This window comes from Microbacterium sp. EB106-03-03-XG65, assembly GCF_058791955.1.
This window is the reverse complement of record NZ_JBYTEB010000001.1, coordinates 2,360,353-2,381,664: the sequence shown is the minus strand read 5'-3', so window position 1 is coordinate 2,381,664 and position 21,312 is coordinate 2,360,353. Positions and strand designations below refer to the sequence as shown.

Sequence of the window (21,312 nt, the reverse complement as noted above, 5' to 3'; positions counted from 1 at the left end):
CAGCCCACTCGGGCGCGATTGGCGCAGCGGTAGCGCGCTTCCCTGACACGGAAGAGGTCACTGGTTCGATCCCAGTATCGCGCACAGATGAAAACCCCCGGTTCACCGGGGGTTTTTTGTTTTTCCACGTTGTTTTGCCGGCCATGTGAGCCGGATCGCCGGCTCGCACCAGGAACCGGGGGAGTGCCATGGGCCTGTTCTCACGTCGCGCACGGAAGTCGTCAGCCTCGAAACCAGCGCAGCCACGGCATGAGGAGGGTGCTCTGCCGGATTTTCTGTCCCTGGTGGTGCCGATGCTCTCAGGGCAATCCTGGATGGACGCCAACGAGAGAATGTTCGCGCAGATCCCGGACTTCCCCGCCGGCAGCCGTCCGTTCGCCCCGCCCGTCTCCGCATGTCTCTATAGTGCCTACGCGATCGATCCGAATGGGTCATGGGAGATCGTGAACAACGACACGGTGCAGACCATGGGAGACAGCGAGGCCATGCGAGTGCGGGCACTGGCGAACCTGCGCCAGCGCGGAGACATCCACGTCGAGGGCGGCGATGGCCGGTACCGACTCACCGTGCCGGTGGAGCGCGACGTCAGCGCGCCCCTCGTCCTCGACCCTGAGCGGTGGCGTCCATCGGTCCCGCTCGAGGGAGAACTCGTCATCGCCGTTCCCACCCGAGTCGAGCTCCTCGTCTGCGGTTCCGCCGACCACGATTCGAAAGTGGCGTTGCGCAGCAGCGCTGAACAGGCATTCAACGCAGGGAACGGCAAGCCGATCTCTCCCTCGCTCTACCGCCTCACCGGAGCAGGTCTCCCACTTCTCGACGATCGTGATGCGTGATATGAGCGCCGCTGGGTCTGATCTGAGCACTGACCCAGTACAGCGAGCCCCTGTCAATGCGGAGTCCGTGGGTGCAGAGTCGGAGTTCGCGAGTGTGCGCAGCCGTATCGTGTCGTATCTCGCGACGCTCATCGTCTTGACCGGTTGCGTCGTTGTGACGATTCATCTGTTCCGCGGCAGCACCGCGGCACTCGGTATCCCACAAGGAACATCCTCGAGGCATGGCCGTACGTCCTCGGGTTCTTCCTTGTCGTGGGAGGGCTCGTTCTCGTCGCGGCGCAGGAGCTCATCGGATATCAACATCTTGTCGTCACCGCCGGGTCCTGCCTGGTGGCGATGATCGCCTTTCCCGTTGCCTATTTCGGTCTCGCTTTCAGCGGCATCTTCACGGATTCCGAGGACGTCTTTCCAGCACTGGTCGCCGTCCACATCGCAGCCATCGCACCGATCGCACTCGCGATCGCCGACGGAGCGCTCGTCTGGCGCGATCGCGCCCGCCCGCCGCGACAGCGCCTGCGCGGGATCGTCTATCTTGCGGCAGTCGGTGTCGTGCTCGCAGTCGGATGCATCATCTTCGCTCGTCTGGGCCTCGCGCCCGCCGCAGGATGAGCTGACATCCCTCGCGGGCAGAGGCGAGGAGTATGAGTGGCCAGTCTCCGTAGTGATCTCGGTCCTCGGAGGCTGAGGGACGGCAACGTCTCTCGGCTGACTGCAGAGCCGTCTTCAAGTGCCCATATCGGTCACGTGCGCATCTCTGGGAGCGCGTCGCCCGGCATCTGCTCACTGAGGGAGTCGACCTCGTCGTGCTCGCCGAGGAGCAACGAGGCCGCGACCTCGCGTTGCGATGCGCGCGCGTCTGACTCCCGCGCCGCACGGTGTCGCCCTCTGAGGAACGGGTGACGTCGGCTGCCTCGTCGGCAAGCCACACGCAATCCCCGTTCTTGCGTGGTTTCGCGTCATGAGAACCGCCGTGGCGGGTCTAGTTACCGTAGGCGACTGCAGGTTCGGTGACCTCAATGGCGGACTCGCTCGTCGTCGCGCTCGGGGCTCCGGTCGTGGCGATCGTCGGGCAGTCGTTCGGCATTGGCTGGGGCGTAGCGATATCGTCTCTGCTTTACGTGATCGTCGTGGCCGGTGGATTGCGTCGCAGCATCCGCAAGGAAGTCGTCATCGCAGAAGGAGCGGACTGACATGGCACAGCCGAATCAATGGAAGCCGATGATCGCGCTCCTTGCGAATCCGGAGACTCGACGCGTTGCCGCTGAGGTGATGCTGGGTGCCACGCTCGAGTCGGCGACAGCCGGTCTGTCGCCGTCGAAGCGCCGACGCGTGACAGAGGCGATGATGCGCAGTGGCCTCGTCAACGCCCACACGCGGGTCTTCGAGTCTGACGTGTTCCGCGCGATCCTCGACGCTGCGCCGGCGCCCAAGAAACGCGAAGGGATAGATCGGTTTGTCGACGGGAAGCGAATTCGTCAGTATCCCGCGAACCTCGACGAGCGTGGCCGGCTCCTCGCCTGGGTGGCAACGAGTGCGTTCGGCGCAGACGAAGTGCTGCCAGAGCGCGAAGTGAACGATCGACTCTTGCCCTACTCAGAGGACGTCGCCGTTCTTCGCCGCTATCTCGTGGACTACGAGCTCGTCGAGCGATACCCAGACGGTACCGGGTACACCCTGTCGTCTGCTTTAGTATCTGAGCACGTTCCGCGAGTGATCAGCGACGCCGATGCAAGGTACTCAATCGAGCACGGATCCAGATGATGCCGGGACGTGTCGAGGTGTCTGCGCGATTGATCTTCTGTGGGCACGTCACGGGTGGGGCAGCGGGTCAACTCCGGACATTCGTCGAACGCGGTCTGGACCATCGGGCATAACTGCAGATCAACTGATATTTCACTCCATGGTGTGTGGGTCATCCTCCAGCAACGCACGCCCCCTCTGTCACATCCGCACCATTGTCACCACACCGATATATCTCTTAGGGTTGTTTCCACGTCGCTCGTTGGAGCTGAGCGCCGTGACTCTGAGGGGGGTCCGAGATGGTGCGGGGAGATGATCGGCGCGGGCTGCGCAGGTCCGCTGTCGCGATGATCACCGCCGTCGCCCTCATCGCCGCCGGATTCACGCTCGGCTCTCCGCAGACCGCGGAAGCGGCCGTCGTGCAGTGGGGCACCAACTCCGGCACCGCACCGAACTATCAGGCGAATGTCAACGGCGACTTCATCATGGCCGGCAACGGTGTGCTCGCGTGTTCTGCGACGACCGGCACCGCCAATGGCACCTGTGCCGATCTGCATGCGGCGTCGAGCACGAACACGAACAACGTCAACGACAACTTCGTGATGACGCAGACCAACTCCGCGGCGGGGTTCACCTCGAACTCGAGCAGCGCGACGATGACGATCCCTGCCGGTGCGACGGTCGTGAAGGCGTTCTTGACCTGGAGTGCGAACACCGGTGTGTACACGGGCGACAACCGGGCGCTGTGCTCTCAGTACTCGGCTGCGCGAGGACTCGCGACGATGCCGACGGGAAGCGCCACCGGCTACACCACACGGGCTGTGCAGCTGAAGGTCGCCGGCGCCGGTATCGTGAACGTCGCGCCGCAGAGCATGCTGGCCGACCCCGCGTCTCAGGCGACGGCGCTCTACTACTCCGCCAGTGCCGACGTGACCACGGCGTTCGCCTCGGTGCCGACCGGCTCGGAGATCACCATCTCGGCCGGCAACATCTGGACACCCACGGGCGCCGGTTGCTACGCGGGCTGGTCGATCAACGTGGTGTACGACTACGGAACCTTCATCGCCGACAACCCGGCCTCCGTGCCGCACAACATCATCTACTACGAAGGGCATGTGCGTCAGGGGGCGAATGACCCGGCGCTGACGGTCGCCTTCAACGGGTTCACCGCCGTCGCCGCGGGAACTCGCGCCGGCTTCACGCTGTTCGAGGGGGATAGGAACATCACCGGGGACTCCGCGGCGTACTCGCGCGGTGGATCGACCGCGTACACCGAGATCCCGAACGCCGCAGGGGCGACGGGGAACATCGGAATCTCCCGGGCGGTCGGCTCGGTTCGCTACACGGGAACAGCCGGCACCGCGTTCACGAACCAGAGCGTCGATGTCGCGACGGCACCGCTCTCGAACGTGGTCGCGGGCGACTCGACCGTGAATCTCCGGCTCGGCACCGCAGGCGACTCGTATCTGCTGCGCAACGCCATGTTGTCGGTGCCGACGGCCGGCCTGCAGATCCAGAAGACCTTCAACGGGACGGCCGACACACAGTCGCGGACGGCGGGAGAGCTCGCGACGTTCGTGATCAGACTGACGAACACCGGTGCCGGGACGCTGCGCAACATCGTGATCACCGATGACCAGTCGGGATGCGCACGGAGTCTGGGCGCTGTGACGCTCGCACCGCTGGAGTCGAGAGAGTTCACGTGTACGGCGACGGCTCCGTCGTCGACAGGTTTCGTCTCGACGGCCGAGGCCACAGCGCGCACCGTGGTCGGAGACTTCCTGGCGCAGGACAGTGACTCCACGACGGTGCTGCTGAGTGCCGTCACGCTCACGAAGACCAGTGCGCTCGCCCCCGGCGGCACGGGACGCGCGGGCGACGTTCTGATCTACACATTCACCGTGACCAACACAGGACAGTCCACGCTGAACGACATCGTGATCGCCGACCCGCTCGTAGGGCTCTCGGCGATCACCTTCGACGCGTGGCCCGGCACGGCGGGTGTTCTCACCCCCGGACAGTCCGTGACCGCCACGGCGACATACACCCTGAAGCAGAGCGACGTCGATGCCGGCTCCATAGCGAACACGGCGACGGTCAGCGCCGCAGACGACGACGGCGGCGCACGCCCCTCCGGATCCGCGAACAGGGTGACACCGATCGCTGCCGCCGGCGCCCTGACGGTGACGAAGACCGGTGCGCTCGCGAGCGGTGCCACGGGTCGCGTGGGTGACCGCATCAACTACAGCTTCACGGTGCGCAACACCGGCAACGTCACTCTCGCCAACGCCTCGCTCGTCGATCCGCTCCCCGGGCTCTCGCCTCCGGTCATCACCTGGCCGACCGCGACCGCCGGATCGCTCGCCGTGGGGCAGACCGCTACCGCCACCGCCTTCTACACGATCACGCAGGCAGACGTCGACGCAGGCAGCGTCCGCAACACCGCATCCGCCTCTGCTCGCACTCCCGGCGGAGCCACCGTCTCGGGTTCGTCCCCACAGGTCACCGTTTCTACGATCGCCTCGGCACCGAACCTCTCGACGACGAAGTCGGGGGCCATCACGCAGGGCTCGGGTGGCGTGGGAAGCACCATCAGCTACACCTTCACCGTTCGAAACTCCGGCAACACGACACTGACGTCGGTCGGGATCACGGATCCGCTCGCAGGCCTTTCCGCACTCGCCTACACCTGGCCGGGGACCGCTGGGACGCTCGCACCCGGCCAGTCCGCAACCGCGATCGCGACGTACACCGTCACCCAGGCCGATGTCGACGCGGGGGCAGTCCGCAACACCGCGACGGGAACTGCGCGGACTCCCGCCGGGGCCACTCTGACGGTTCCCAGCAGCCAATCCGTCATCGCGACCGCTGCAGCTGCGCCGGCAGTCAGCTTCACCAAGACCGGTGCGATGGCGCCGGGGAGCACAGGCAAGGCGGGTGACGTCGTCACCTACACCTTCCGGCTCGCCAACACCGGCAACGTGACCCTGAACGGGGCGGGCATCACGGATCCGCTTTCGGGACTCTCGGGTTTGACCTACGCCTGGCCCGCGGCTGCGGGAGTGCTCGCGCCCGGACAGGCGGTCACCGCGACCGCGACCTACACGCTGACGCAGGCGGACGTGGATGCCGGGGCCGTCGTCAACACCGCCACCGCATCGGCCTCGCCGCCGAGCGGCGCGCGCCTCACTCAGAGCCGCTCGTTCACGCTGCCGGTCGCGCCGGCCGGAGCACTCACCGTGCTGAAGTCGGGCAGTGTCACTTCGGGCACGGGCGGCGTCGGAAGCACCGTCACCTACGCCTTCTCTGCCACGAACAACGGCAACGTGACCCTCACCCAGGTCGCGATCGCGGATCCGCTCCCGGGGCTGTCGGCCGTCACCTACACCTGGCCCGGGGCGGTGGGCACCCTCGCGCCGGGACAGACGGTGCAGGCGCGAGCGACGTATACGGTGCGGCAATCCGATGTGGATGCCGGGGCCGTGACCAACACCGCCACGGCATCGGCCCGCACACCGAGCGGGACCGCGGTGTCCGGCTCTTCTCCCGCCACTCGCGTATCGACCATCGCCGCGTCTCCGGCGAGTTCGACGACGAAGTCGGCCACCGTGTCGGGCACCGCGGCTGTGGGTGACGTGATCACCTACACCGTGCGGACGACCAACACCGGGAACGTGACGCTCACCGGCGTCACGGTCGCCGACACGCTCGCCGGACTCTCGTCGTTCACCTACACGTGGCCCGGCACGGCGGGCACCCTGGCACCCGGGCAATCGGTGACCGCGGTCGCCACGTACACGATCAAGCAGGCGGATGTGAATGCGGGCTCCGTCCGCAACGTCGCGTCGTCGACCGCGTCGTACGGCTCCACCCCGGTGACCAGCACCTCTGGACCGGTGACCACGCCCACGGTCGCCGCGACGACCGGGATCGTCACCACCAAGACGGGAGCGCTGCAGAGCGGTTCGTCGGGCCGCGCCGGCGACACGATCACCTGGACCATCACTCTCCGCAACTCCGGAAACGTCACGCTGAGCAGCGTCTCCGCGGCGGACTCGCTGCCCGGCATCTCCGCCCCCGTATACGGCACGTGGCCGAGCGGAACCGCCGGCGTCCTGCAGCCGGGACAGACCGTCACCGCCACCGCGTCGTCGACGATCTCGCAGACGGACGTCAACTCCGGCGCGGTGAGCAACACCGCGACCGGCAGCGGCACGCCGCCTTCGGGACCCGCAGTGACGAGCACGGCTCCCGCCACAGTCTCTCTGGCATCGTCGCCGGGACTCGTCCTGATCAAGACCGGAGGCGTGACCTCCGGCAACGGCTCCGTGGGCAGCACGATCACCTACTCCTTCTCGGCTCAGAACACGGGCAACGTCACCCTCACCGGGGTCTCGATCACCGACCCGCACGCCGGGCTGTCGTCGCTCAGCTACACCTGGCCCGGAGCCGCAGGCACACTGCAGCCGAATCAGACGGTCACCGCGACCGCGACCTATACCGTGCGACAGGCCGATGTCGACGCGGGCGCCGCCAAGAACACGGCGTCGGTCAGAGGCACTCCTCCCGCGGGTCCCGCGATCACGGCATCGTCGGCCGAGGTCTCGGTCGCCACGGTGGCGGCGGCGCCCGCGATAGCCGTCACGAAGACCGCGGCGGGCGGCGGAGGCGGAGTCGGCAGTGTCGTCACGTACACGTTCCGAGCCAGCAACACCGGCAACGTCACGCTCACCGGTGTCACCGTCGCAGATCCTCTGGCCGGTCTGAGCGCGCTCGACTATCAGTGGCCGGGAGCGTCCGGAACTCTGGCGCCCGGTGAGACCGTCACAGCCACGGCGACCTACACGGTCACCCAGGCGGATGTGAATGCGGGCTCGATCACGAACACGGCGAGTGCTTCGGGAACGGGTGGCGGAGCGACCGTGACCGCGGCCTCCGGCGCCGTCACGACACCGACCACGGCGATCGCACCGTCGATCGCGGTCACGAAGGTCGGCACCCTGTCGGGTTCCGGGGCAGCCGGCGACACGATCACCTACGCCTTCACGGCCCGGAACTCGGGAAACGTGACGTTGACGGGCGTCTCGCTCACCGATCCGCTGCTCGGCGGTGCACCGGTGCGGCTCACGGGGTGGGCGGGTGCGGAGGGCACACTCCAACCCGGGCAGAGCGCGACCGGGACGGCGACGTACACCGTGCGACAGACCGACGTCGACGCCGGATCCGTCGTCAACACGGCCACAGCGACCGCGACACCGCCACGCGGTGCGTCGGTGTCGGGCACCGCTCCCTCGACCGTGCGCATCGCTGCAGTGCCGACCATCGCGGTGGCGAAGACCGGGTCGATCACGTCGGGCGACGGTGGCGCCGGGAGCACCGCGACGTTCTCCTTCACGATCCGCAACTCCGGCAACGTGACGCTCAGCGGTGTCACGCTCACCGACAATCTCGCGGGTATCAGCACCCCGACGATCACCTGGCCCGGGGCGCCCAACACGCTCGCGCCCGGGCAGGCCGCGACGGGGACCGCGACGTACACGGTGCGCCAGTCGGACGTCGACGCGGGCGCGGTCCGCAACACCGCGTCGGTGAGCGGCCGCCCACCGACGGGGCCGGTTGTCAGCAGCACGTCGGGTGAGACCGTCGTCCCGACCAGCGCGGCAGCGCCGGACCTCGCGGTCACGAAGAGCTCCGCCACCGGCTCCGGGAACCGCGTCGGCGATGTCGTGACCTATTCGATCCGCGCAGAGAACACGGGCAATCAGACGCTCACCGCAGTGACGCTGAGCGATCCGCTCCCGGGGCTCTCGCCGCTGTCGATCACATGGCCGGCGGCGGCGGGTGTGCTCACGCCTGGACAGAGTGCCACAGCACGAGCCACCTACGTGATCACGCAGGCGGACGTGAACGCAGGGGAGATCCGCAACCGCGCGGTGTCGACCGCGTCCGCCCCCGGTGGCGTGCTCATCGAGCGGACCTCGGCGGAGGTCGTGACGGCGACCGCCACAGCAGCCCCCCGCCTGACGCTGGACAAGACCGCCGCCCTGTCGCCCGGCGCCACCGGACGGGCCGGCGACCTGGTCACCTACAGCTTCACGGTGCGCAACTCCGGCAACGTCACGCTGTCGGGCGTCGGCATCGCCGATCCTCTCGCGGGTCTCTCGCCGATCGCATACTCGGCGTGGCCGGGAACCGAGGGAGTCCTGCAACCGGGACAGAGCGTGACGGCGAGCGCGACACGGGCCCTGACGCAAGCGGATGTGGATGCCGGTGCGGTCGCGAACACGGCGACGGCGACCGGGACCCCGCCGACCGGATCACCCGCCCAGGTGACGGCCGCAGCGACGTTGCCGCTCGTGTCGGGGCCGGCGTTGACACTCAGCAAGACCGGTGCGTACACGCAGGGCTCGGGGGCGGTAGGCAGCGTCATCACCTACGCTTTCTCGGCCCGCAACACCGGCAACGTCACGCTCACGGGAGTGACGGTCACCGATCCCCACACGGGCCTCAGCGCGATCGCTCTGACCTGGCCGGGTGCTTCGGGCACGCTGGCACCGGGGCAGGAGGTCACGGGCTCAGCGACGTACACCGTCACGCAGGCCGACGTCGATGCCGGCACTGTGAGCAACACCGCCCGGGTCTCGGGCACCGAACCCTCGGGCGCGAGCACAGCTGCGACCTCGCCCACAGTGACGCTCCCCACGTCGCCGGGAGGACCGGGCCTCGCGACAGTGAAGACGGCGACCGTGCGCGGCACGGGAGCCGTCGGCGATGTCATCGACTACACGGTGCGTGTCACCAACACCGGCAACGTCACGCTCCGCAGCGTCGCCGTGACCGACCCGCTCTCGGGCCTGACGCCGTTCGAGTTCACATGGCCAGGGGATGCCGGCATCCTGGCGCCGGGTGCGCAGGTGGTCGCGCGGGCCAGTCACACCGTCACCCAGGCGGATGTCGACGCGGGGGCGGTCACGAACGTGGCGACCGGCAGTGCGGTGGCACCGAGTGGCGCGCCGGTGAGCGCGGCCTCGAGCACCGTCACGACTCCCACTGCCGCGAGTGCTCCGCGGCTGCAGGTGACCAAAGCGGGAGCGCTGCCGGCGGGCGCCACCGGAGTCCCCGACGAGACGATCACGTGGAGCATCACGATCCAGAACGTCGGCAACGTCACGCTCTCGGGTGTGACGGCCACGGACTCGCTCCCCGGCATCTCCGATCTCGCCTACGGTGCATGGCCGACCGGGTCGCCCGGTGTGCTGCCGCCGGGAACCTCGGTGATCGCCACCGCGACCTCGCGCGTGCTGCAGAGCGATGTCGACGCCGGCTCCGTGTCGAACACGGCGACGGCCACAGGCGCACCCGCCGTCGGGCAGCCGACGTCGGCGACCGGCGCGGGCACGGTTCCGCTCAGGTCCGCGCCCGCGATCGCGATCGCGAAGTCCGGTGCATACACCGAGGGGTCCGGAGCGGTCGGATCCACGATCACCTACAACTACTCGCTGCGCAACAACGGCAATGTGACGCTCACCGGCGTCACCATCACCGATCCGCACAGCGGACTCTCGGGCATCGGCTACGGCGCGTGGCCCTCGGGGACAGCGGGTGTGCTCGCGCCGAACCAGACCGTCACAGCGACGGCCACCTACGTCGTGCGGCAGAGCGATGTGAACGCCGGATCGGTCACCGACGTCGCGTCGGTCTCGGGGCGCCCGCCGACGGGCGCTGCTGTCTCGGCGACCTCCGAACCCGTGGTCTTGGCCACCGACGCCGCGTCGCCCACCATCGTCACCACCAAGTCGGCTTCGGTGAGCGGTGACCGTCGTCTCGGCGATCTCATCACCTATACGCTCCGGGCGACCAACACCGGCAATGTGACGCTCACGGGCGTCGCTCTGACGGATCCGGCGCCCGGCTTGAGTCCGCTGGTCTACGGACCCTGGCCGGGCGCGAGCGGCACGCTGCAGCCGGGGGCATCCGTCACGGCCACGACGACGCACCGCATCACCCAGGCGGACCTCGACGCGGGAGCCGTGGTGAACACGGCGAGCTCGACGGGTACTCCGCCGAGCGGCCCGGCGGTCACCAGCGCTTCCGAGCCGATCACGACGGTGACCGCTGAGCGCGCACCCGACATCGAGGTGTCGAAGACGGGCACCCTCACCGCGGGCGCCACGGCTCGCGCCGGAGACACCGTCACGTATTCGTTCTCCCTGCGCAACGCCGGAAACGTCACTCTGACTGGCGTGTCTTTGGTCGATCCTGAACCAGGTGTGACTCCGCTCGTGTACTCCTGGCCCGGAGCCGAAGGGGTTCTCGCGCCGAACCAGGTCGTCACGGCCACGGCCGCCTACACACTCACTCAGGGCGACGTCGATGCCGGTTCGATCCGGAACGTCGTCACGGGTGCAGGAACGGCGCCGGGCGACGTCGCCGTGAGCGAGCAGGCCGAGGTGACCGTCCCGATCACGCGAGCCGGTTCGGTGTCGGTCTCGAAGACGGGGACCGTGCTGGGCACGGGTCTCGCCGGCGACCGAATCCAATTCGACTTCGTCGTCGTCAACACCGGGAACGTGACCCTCGAGAACGTCGCTCTCGATGAGGCGATCGACGGTCTCGTCCCCCAGGTCGTCTGGCCCGATCCCGGTGCCCCGGGGGTGTTGGTGCCGGGAGCACGGGCCACGGCCGAGGCTTTCTACATCATCACGCAGGACGACGTGAACGCAGGCGGCGTGAGCAACTCGGTGACCGTCACGGCCGACTCACCGGCCGGCGCGATCGAGCCCGTCGCGGCCGGAGCTGATGTGCCCACAGGCGCTCAGCGCGCACAGCTGGTCATCACCCAGTCCGCGCCCGCGCAGGCCGCGCTCGGTCAGACTGTCACGTTCACGTACGAGGTGCGCAACGCAGGCACCGTCTCCGTCGACGCGATCGACGCGATCGGCAACAGCTTCCCCGGCATCTCGGCGGCGGTCTTCGAATGGGGCGGCGGCACCCCCGGCACTCTCGAGCCCGGTCAGACCGTCAGGGCCACTGCCACGATCCTGGTCACCCAGGAGCTCGTCGATTCGGGGACGATCACCAACACCGCTTCCGTGTCGGGGGTTCCGCGCGTCGACGGGGCCCCACCTGTGTCGGCGACCTCGGAGAGCGTGTCCGTGGCGATGCCGAGCCCGCGACCGGCGGTCTCGGTGACGAACACGGGATCGATCGAGCCCGGATCCGCGGCAGGTGACGTCGTCACCTGGAACTACACCCTGACGAACTCCGGGAACGTGACGCTCACGGGCGCAGCACTCGCGGATGCGCTGCCCGGCACGTCGCAGCCGGTCTACGACTGGCCTGGAGCAGAGGGCGTGCTGGCTCCCGGCGCCTCCGTGCGAGCCACGGCCACGACGACACTCACTCAGGCCGACGTCGACGCCGGATCCATCATCAGCGTGGTCACGGGCCGAGGAACCGCGCCGTCAGGCGCGGTCGTCACCGCGACGCAGCCGGCATCGGTGCCGATCGCGCAGCGCCCGCTGCTCTCGCTCGACAAGACGGCGTCCCGAGACGCCGATCTCATCGTCGGCGACGAGGTCGAGTTCTCGTTCACGATCGTCAACGAGGGAACCGTGACGGTCGAGCGCCTCGCGCTCAGCGACCAGCTGCCGGGGCTCTCGCAGATCTCCTTCGGGAACTGGCCCGGCGAGGAGTTCACGCTCTCACCGGGCGAATCGGTCACGGCGGATGCATCGTACGTCGTCACCCAATCCGACGTCGACCGCGGCGGCATCCGCAATCTCGCGACGGTGACAGGACTCACGCCGACCGACACGGTCGTCGAGGCATCCGACGTCATCGATCTGGCGACCCGAACGCGAGCGCCGGCACTCGAACTGACCAAGTCAGACGTGCTCGACGGCGATGGCAGGATCGGCGCGCCGATCACCTACTCCTTCGTGGTCCGCAACAGCGGCAACATCACGGTGAGCGGAGTTGCGATCTCGGACGAGCTCGAGGGTCTCTCGGGCATCTCGTTCGGCGCATGGCCCGGCCTTCAGACCGGCGTCCTCGCACCGGGACAGCAGGTCGCTGCGACGGCGCGCTACACCGTCACACAGCCCGATGTCGATGCCGGCGAGGTCATCAACCGTGCTGTCGCGACCGGGGTAGGGGCCGACGAGTCCGACGTGGTCTCGGTCCCTGCAGAGGTGACGACCGAACTGGCACCCACGACGCCCGAGGTCGCTGCGACGAAGAGCGGCAGCCTCGCCGCGGGCGCGACAGGGCGGGCGGGCGACACCGTCGAGTTCCGCTACGCGATCGTCAACACCGGTGACACCTCGCTGCGTGATGTCACCTTCGACGATACGATGCCGGGTCTCGGCCCACTCACGATCACCTGGCCCGATGCCGCTGCTCCGGGCGTGCTCGCACCGAACGGACGCGCGACGGCCACTGCCGCGTACACGCTGCTGCAGTCCGACGTCGACGCCGGGTCGGTCGTCAATGCCTTCACGGCACGTGCCACCGCACCGGCCGGGGGCACGGTGGCCGACACGGCCGCCGCCACCGTTCCGATCGTGCCCGGAGCCGCATTGTCTGCGGTGAAGTCGGGGGCGTTGGCTGCGGGTGACATCGGTGTGGTGGGCGACACGATCGAGTACACGGTGGTGGTGACGAACACGGGCAACGTGACCGTCACGGACGGTGTGCTGGTGGATCCGATGAAGGATCTGTACGGGGTGTCGATCGCGTGGCCGGATCCCGCTGCTCCGGGTCGTGTGGGGGTGGGGGAGTCGGCGACGGGTCGTGGTTTCTACGATCTGAAGCAGGCGGACGTCGATGCGGGGTTCGTGGAGAACACGGCATCGGTCGCGGCGACCACTCCGCGTGGCGTGCCGGTGTCGGCGGTGACGAATACGGTGCGGGTGAATACGGTGTTGCCGGCTCCGGGGTTGGTGGTGTCGAAGTCGGGTGCGTTGGTCGATGGTGGTGGTGTCGGCGATGTGGTGTCGTATGAGTTCGGTGTGACGAATACGGGCAATGTGTCGGTGTCGGGTGTGGTGTTGTCGGATGCGGTTCCGGGTGTGGTGTTGTCGGATGTGGTGTGGCCGGTGGTGGGGGCGCCGGGTGTGATTGCTCCGGGGCAGACGGCGCGGGCGGTGGGGTCGTATGTGATCACGCAGGCGGATGTGGATGCGGGTCGTGTGGTGAACACGGCGTCGGCGTCGGGTGTGCCGGCGCGGTCGGAGGCGATTTCGGTGGTGTCGCCGGAAAGTGTGGTGGAGACCGAGGCGGCGGTTCCGGTGGTGTCGGTGTCGAATGAGGGGGCGCTTGCTCCTGGTGCGTCGGGGCGGGCCGGGGATGTGGTGACGTGGAGTTACGTGTTCACCAATGAGGGGAACGTGACTCTGAGTGGTGTGGGGTTGGTGGATGCGTTGGCGGGGGCGTCGGGTGCGGAGTATGTGTGGGAGGGCGCGGAGGGTGTGCTGGTTCCCGGGCAGTCCGTGCGGGCGACGGCGACGTATGTGCTGACGCAGGCGGATGTGGATGCGGGTGCGGTGACCAGCATCGTGACCGGCACCGGAACACCCCCCACCGGCGCACCCGTGTCGGCAAGCGCTCCCGCGACAGTCCCGCTCACCTCCGCTCCGGTGATCGAGGTGACCAAGGCTTATACGACGACGGGTCGCGGCGCGGGCGACATCATCACCTACACGTTCACGATCGCGAACCGCGGCAACGTCACGCTGTCGGGCGTCGTGCTCTCGGACACTCTCGCGGGCCTCAGCACCCCGTCCATCGAGTGGCCGACGGTCGAACGCGTTCTCGCCCCGGGTGAGGTGGCGACCGGAACGGCGACGTACGTGATCACCCAGGCCGACGTCGACCGCGGCGAGGTCACGAACACGGCCTCGGTGCGGGCATCGGCTCCCGGCGGTTCCGCGGTCTCCGATGAATCCGAAGAGGTCACGACACCTCTCGCCCAGGCGGCTCCCGCCGTCGAGACGACCAAGACCGGCCAGCTGGTCCTGGGACAGGCCGGAAACGTCGGCGATGTCATCGAGTACCGCGTCGAGGTCCGCAACTCGGGCAACGTGACGCTGCGCGACGTCGGCATCGTCGATGTTCTCGAAGGGCTCTCGGACATCGCCGTCGTCTGGCCCGGCGCCGCCGGAGTGCTCGCTCCGAACGAGACGCTCGTGGGCACGGCCCGGTACGTCCTCACCCAGGCCGACGTCGATCGCGGCCAGGTCGTGAACGTCGCCACCGGATCGGGCACCGCCCCCTCCGGCGAGGTCGTCGATGACCCGTCGGAGCAGATCGTGGTCGGTCTCGTGCCTCCGGCGCCGGATGCCACGTTCTCGAAGAGCGGGGTGCTGGCACCCGGTGCGACCGGCCGCGCCGGAGACATCGTGCGGTTCTCGTTCCGCGTCGACAACACCGGCAACGTGACGTTGAGCGACGTGGGCATCGCCGATCCGCTCGCGGGTCTGTCGGAGATCGATATCGCCTGGCCGGGTGCGGAAGGCGTACTGGCACCGGGCCAGGGAGCAGACGCCTCCGCGGAGTACGAACTCACCCAGGCCGACGTCGATCGCGGCTACGCCTCGAACTCGGCCACGATGACCGCGGTGGCGCCCGGCGGTTCGGGCGTCGAACGCTCCGCCACGGCCGAGGTGCCGATCGCGGAGGCCGCCGAGCTCACGGCCGTCAAGAGCGGGCAGATCCTCGACGGCGGAATCGGTGCTGTCGGCGACGTGATCGAGTACCGCCTCGTCGTCACGAACACCGGCAACGTCACGGTTCAGGAAGGGCGCCTGATCGACCGCCTCGCCGGGCTGTCGTTGCCCGAGATCGAGTGGCCCGGACCCGAGGGCGAGCTGAAGGTCGGCGCCACCGTCGTCGGCACCGCCTTGTACACCCTCACTCAGGCCGACATCGATCGCGGTTTCGTGCTCAACATCGCCGGCGTCGAGGCGGTGGCCCCGAACGGCCGAAAGGTCGTCGCGGACTCGAACCCCGTGACGATCAACACGGTCCTGCCCGCCGCTGCGCTGACGGTGACGAAGGACGGAGTCGTCGACGGTTCCGGCGCGGTCGGCAGCACCGTCGACTATGCCTTCACGATCAGGAACTCGGGCAACGTGACCGTGAGCGGCATCGCTCTGACGGATGCGATGCCGGGCCTGAGCACGCCGCGGATCATCTGGCCCGGAGCGGACGGCACGCTGGCCCCGGGACAGACCGCCACCGCGACCGCCGAGTACACGATCACTCAGACGGACATCGACGCCGGCTCGATCGCGAACACGGCATCCGCGGGCGGAAGCTCCCGTGGGGGCCCGGTGACGAGTCCTGCGGCGATCGAGACGGTCGACACTCAGGGGATCCGAGCCGCCATCGAGGTCGACAAGACCGCGACGCTCGCGCCGGACGCGGAAGGAGTCGTCGGCGACGTCGTCACCTGGGGATACTCGCTGCGCAACACCGGGAATGTGACTCTCACCGGTGTCACGCTGACAGACAGGCTCGACGGGTCGTCGGCGCCTGCGTACATCTGGCCCGATCCGACGCGCCCTGGCGTGCTGCTCCCCGGACAGACCGTGACGGCGACGTCGACCTACGCGCTGACCCAGTCCGACGTGGACCGCGGCGGCGTATCGAGCGCGGTCGACGGATCGGGCACGCCTCCGCGCGGTGCCGCTGTCACCGGCGAGGCGACCTCCGGGGTTCAGATCGCCGCTCGCCCCGGACTGGAGGCGACGAAGGACGGCGTGGTCGTGGGCGAGGGAGGCGTGGGCGATCGCATCGACTACACCTTCGGCATCACCAACACCGGGAACGTCACACTGACGCTCGTCGATCTGGCGGATGCACTCGCCGGCGTCAGCGACCCCGTCTTCGACTGGCCCGGGGAGCCGGGCGTTCTGATCCCGGGCGACACCGTCGAGGCCACGGCCGACTACACGATCACCCAGGCAGACGTGGATCGTGGGTCTGTGATCAACGTCGCGACCGCGAGTGGAAAGCCGCCCGTCGGCGACACGATCAGCGTGAGCACCCCGCCGACCACGACCGGCGTGGCTACGGCCGCCCCGGCACTCGTCGTGGGCAAGTCTGCCGCGGTGCGCGGCGACGGCGCCGTGGGCGACATCGTCGACTACGAGTTCACGATCGAGAACAGGGGGAACGTCACGGTCTCGGGCATCACTCTCGACGACCCGCTGCCCGGTCTCTCGATTCCTGTCGTGCGCTGGCCGGACGAGCCCGGCACGCTGGCTCCCGGCGACGTCGCCACGGCGACGGGGAGCTACGCGATCGTGCAGGCGGATGTCGACGACGGCGCTGTCGTCAACACGGCAACGGCCTCGGGGACGACGCTCGGAGGCATCCCGGTCGCAGACTCCTCCGACGAGGTGCGCACGCCCACGGCATCCGCGGATCCCGCGGTCACGCTCGAGAAGTCCGGAGCGCTGGCGGCGGGCTCGACCGGCCAGGTGGGCGACGCGGTGCAGTTCTCGTTCTCGATCGTCAATGACGGGAATCAGACCCTCCGCGACGTGACTCTCTCCGACGGCCTCGCCGGCCTCTCGGACATCGCCGTGACGTGGCCGATCGACGATCCGGCGGCGGCCGGGGTCCTGCCGGTCGGCTCGGAGGCGCGGGGGACGGCGACGTACCTTCTCACTCAGGCCGACATCGACGCGGGATCGGTCGTGAACACGGCGACGGTGACGGCGGCCACACCCGGAGGAGACGCGATCGACGCCGGAGACTCGACGACCGTGCCGGTGCCTCGGACCCCCGTGCTGTCGGCGGTGAAGTCGGGGGTGTTGGCTGCGGGTGACATCGGTGTGGTGGGTGACACGATCGAGTACGCGGTGGTGGTGACGAACACGGGCAACGTGACCGTCACCGATGGTGTGCTGGTGGATCCGAAGCGCGGTCTGCGCGACGTCACCATCGCGTGGCCCGACCCCACACAGCCCGGGCGCCTCGGCGTGGGGGAGTCCGTGATCGGACGCGGGTTCTACGACATCACCCAGGCGGATGTGGATGCGGGCGAGGTCGTGAACACGGCGCGGGTCTCTGCGATGGCCCCGGGAGATGTGCCGGTGTCGGCGGTGACGAATACGGTGCGGGTGAATACGGTGTTGCCGGCTCCGGGGTTGGTGGTGTCGAAGTCGGGTGCGTTGGTCGATGGTGGTGGTGTCGGCGATGTGGTGTCGTATGAGTTCGGTGTGACGAATACGGGCAATGTGTCGGTGTCGGGTGTGGTGTTGTCGGATGCGGTTCCGGGTGTGGTGTTGTCGGATGTGGTGTGGCCGGTGGTGGGGGCGCCGGGTGTGATTGCTCCGGGGCAGACGGCGCGGGCGGTGGGGTCGTATGTGATCACGCAGGCGGATGTGGATGCGGGTCGTGTGGTGAACACGGCGTCGGCGTCGGGTGTGCCGGCGCGGTCGGAGGCGATTTCGGTGGTGTCGCCGGAAAGTGTGGTGGAGACCGAGGCGGCGGTTCCGGTGGTGTCGGTGTCGAATGAGGGGGCGCTTGCTCCTGGTGCGTCGGGGCGGGCCGGGGATGTGGTGACGTGGAGTTACGTGTTCACCAATGAGGGGAACGTGACTCTGAGTGGTGTGGGGTTGGTGGATGCGTTGGCGGGGGCGTCGGGTGCGGAGTATGTGTGGGAGGGCGCGGAGGGTGTGCTGGTTCCCGGGCAGTCCGTGCGGGCGACGGCGACGTATGTGCTGACGCAGGCGGATGTGGATGCGGGTGCGGTGACCAGCATCGTGACCGGCACCGGAACACCCCCCACCGGCGCACCCGCGACCGCGACTGATCCGGCCACCGTGCCGCTGGCAGGCTCCGCCGGTCTGGTGTTCTCGAAGACGGGCGTCCTCGACGCAGCCGGGAAGAACGGCGCCGGGGATGGCGTGACCTTCGGCTTCCGCATCGAGAACACCGGCACTCTGACGCTGTCGGACATCCGGATCACCGACGACCTCGCCGGCATCGGTCCGATCACCGTGGAGTGGCCCGGCGTCGAGGGCAGCCTCGCACCGGGGCAGGTCGCGACCGGTTCGGCGTCGTACGCCATCAGTCAGGAGAACGTCGACCGCGGCTCGGTCGAGAACACGGCGTCGGTCCGCGCGAGCACTCCGACAGGCGACACGGTCTCGGCGAGCTCGACCATGGTTCCGATAGCGACCGCTGCGCACGATCCGGCGATCCGCACAGAGAAGGGCGGTGCGTACGTCAGCGGATCCGGCGGCGTGGGAAGCGTGATCGAGTACACCTTCGACATCACCAACACCGGCAACGTGACTCTCCGACTGATCCGCCTGCAGGACGATCTCGCGGGCCTCAGCACTCCGGAGATCGAGTTCCCGTCGACGACGGGCATCCTCCCGCCGGGTGGCACGGCCAGCGGTGTCGCCCGATACACGCTCACTCAGGCCGACGTCGACGCCGGGTCGATCCGCAACGTGGCGACCTCTTTCGGCACCTCGCCGCGCGGAACCGTGGTCTCGGACAGCTCTGATCCGTTCACCATCGACACAGAGCCGCCGACCGCCCCCGACCGGTCCATCGAGACCACGCAGACCGCGGCCCTCGCGCTCGGCGACACCGGCGTGCGGGGTGACTCCGTCGAGTACACCTTCCGGATCCGCAACACCGGAAACACCACCCTCACCGACGTGCAGTTGGACAACACCGTGGGCGGGCTCAGCGGCTTCGCGTTCACGTGGCCGGACCCGTCGCAGCCCGGTCGGCTGCTGCCGGGCCAGAGCGTGGTGATCACCGCGCTCCACACCGTGACGCAGGCCGACGTCGACGCCGGCGCCGTGCGGAACATCGCCACCGGAACCGGTGAGCAGCCCTCCGGCGCAGAGGTGACCGATGACTCGTCGGCGACGGTCGTGCCGTTGATCGCGGGGTCCGGGTCGCTGTCGGTGAGCAAGGACGGTGTGAGGCAGGGATCGGGTGCTGTCGGCGACCGCATCGACTACTCCTTCGTCGTAACCAACACGGGGACCCTCACGGCGACCTCTGTCGCTCTCACCGACCCTCTCCCGGGTCTTTCCGGGATCTCCTACGCGTGGCCGGGCACTCCGGGCACTCTGGCGCCGGGGGAGTCGGTGGTCGCGAACGCGACATACGCGATCCGTCAGGCCGATGTCGATTCGGGCACGGTCCGCAACACCGCCGCTGCGGCGGGCAGACTTCCCGGCGGCAGCGCAGTGAACGCCAGCTCTCCGACGTCGATCGTTCCGACGGTCGCCTCCGCGCCGTCGATCGATCTCGAGAAGGATCAGGTGTACGCCGCGGGTGCCTCTGGATATCCGGGCGATCGCGTGGACTACACCTTCACGTTCCGGAACACCGGCAACGTCACCCTGCGCGGCATCACACTCGCAGACGCGCAGCCCGGTCTCGAAGGACTGAGGATCACGTGGCCCGGTGAACCTGGCGTGCTCGCGCCCGGGGAGGTCGCGACCGCGGTGGCGGCCCACACGCTCACCCGGGCAGAGGTCGACGCGGGCCGCATCGGCTCGGATGCCGTGGTCACGGGCACAGGAGCGGGAGTCGTCGTCCGAGACGTCGATGCCGGCGAGAACCTCATCGCTCCTGACCCCGGTCTCACGCTCGACAAGACAGCACAGCTCACCGGACCCGCGCAGCAGGGCGGTGTCGTCCAGTACTCCCTCACGGTGACGAACACGGGCAATGTCACGCTCACCGACGTGGGCGTCTCCGACGAACTCGCCGGCCTCGGGGCGCCGACCGCCGCGTGGCCGGGAACGCCGGGCACTCTCGCGTCCGGTCAGTCGGCGACGTTCCTCGCCACATACGTGATCGGCCAGGCCGACGTCGATCGGGGTCATATCGACAACACCGCGTCAGCGGTCGGACGCACACCGGCCGGCGGGTCGATCACCGCCGAGGACTCGGTGCGCGTCGATGTGCCGAACGAATCGCGCATCCGTCTCGACATGACGATCGCCGTCAGGGACGGCCAATCGGGATACGCCGGAGACGAACTCGTGTTCCGGTACACGGCCACGAACACCGGAACGACCACGCTGACCGGGGTGTCCATCACGGATCTGTTCCCGGGGCTCTCGGCCATCGCGTATCGGTGGCCCGGAGAGCCGGGGGTGCTGATGCCCGGACAGAGCGTCACCGCGGTCGCCACCGTGATCATCACGGAGGCGATGGAGGGAACGGTCGTCGCGTCCCGTGCGACAGTGGTGGCGGTCGAGGTCGTGACGGGAGACGTGGTCACGGATCCCGCGAACGACTCGGTGAGTCTTCCCGACCGTGAACCGACGCCCACACCCACGGTCACGCCTGAGCCGACGCCGACCGGGACTCCGACGCCGACGCCTGAGCCCACTCCGACGCCTGAGCCCACTCCGACGCCTGAGCCGACGCCGAGCCCGGAGCCCACTCCGACGCCTGAGCCCACGCCGACCCCGGAGCCGACTGCGACGCCCGCACCCACTCCGACGCCGACGCCCGGGCCGACGACCCCGGAACCCACCGACCCGCCCGTTCCGACGGCTCCGACCTCCCCGTCGCCGAGCGAAGAGCCCCCGATCAGCCCGCTGCCGACGACCGGTGGAGGAGATGCGACGCCGCTCGTCGGCGGATCGATGATCCTTCTCCTCGCAGGCCTCGTGCTGTTCCTCGTCGGCCGTCGCCGTCGGACCAGCGAGCCCCAGAACCTCTCCTGAATGCACTCCGTACT

The 21,312-nt window shown here is 68.6% G+C and carries 5 protein-coding genes and 1 tRNA gene; all 6 read left to right on the top strand.

Going from position 1 to position 21,312, the window contains the following annotated elements; translation table 11 throughout:
* Positions 1-12: 12 nt before the first annotated feature.
* A tRNA-Val gene (locus tag AC3WS6_RS11165) sits at positions 13-84 on the top strand.
* A 359-nt stretch (positions 85-443) separates the two neighbouring features.
* Positions 444-833, top strand: coding sequence for a DUF1444 domain-containing protein (locus AC3WS6_RS11160; RefSeq protein ID WP_492501083.1), 390 nt, complete (start codon positions 444-446; stop codon positions 831-833).
* Between the two features lie 252 nt (positions 834-1,085).
* Positions 1,086-1,442, top strand: coding sequence for a hypothetical protein (locus AC3WS6_RS11155; RefSeq protein ID WP_492501082.1), 357 nt, complete (start codon positions 1,086-1,088; stop codon positions 1,440-1,442).
* A gap of 407 nt (positions 1,443-1,849) precedes the next feature.
* Entirely contained in the window at positions 1,850-2,023 is a 174-nt protein-coding gene (locus AC3WS6_RS11150; protein WP_492501081.1) for a hypothetical protein, read from the top strand.
* A gap of 1 nt (position 2,024) precedes the next feature.
* Positions 2,025-2,594 (top strand): DUF2087 domain-containing protein, encoded by a 570-nt coding sequence (locus AC3WS6_RS11145; RefSeq protein WP_492501080.1) that lies wholly within the window; start codon positions 2,025-2,027, stop codon positions 2,592-2,594.
* Positions 2,595-2,920: 326 nt separating this feature from the next.
* Positions 2,921-21,298: a DUF7507 domain-containing protein gene (locus AC3WS6_RS11140; RefSeq protein ID WP_492501079.1), complete on the top strand. Its 18,378-nt coding sequence runs from the start codon at positions 2,921-2,923 to the stop codon at positions 21,296-21,298.
* Positions 21,299-21,312 lie beyond the last annotated feature (14 nt).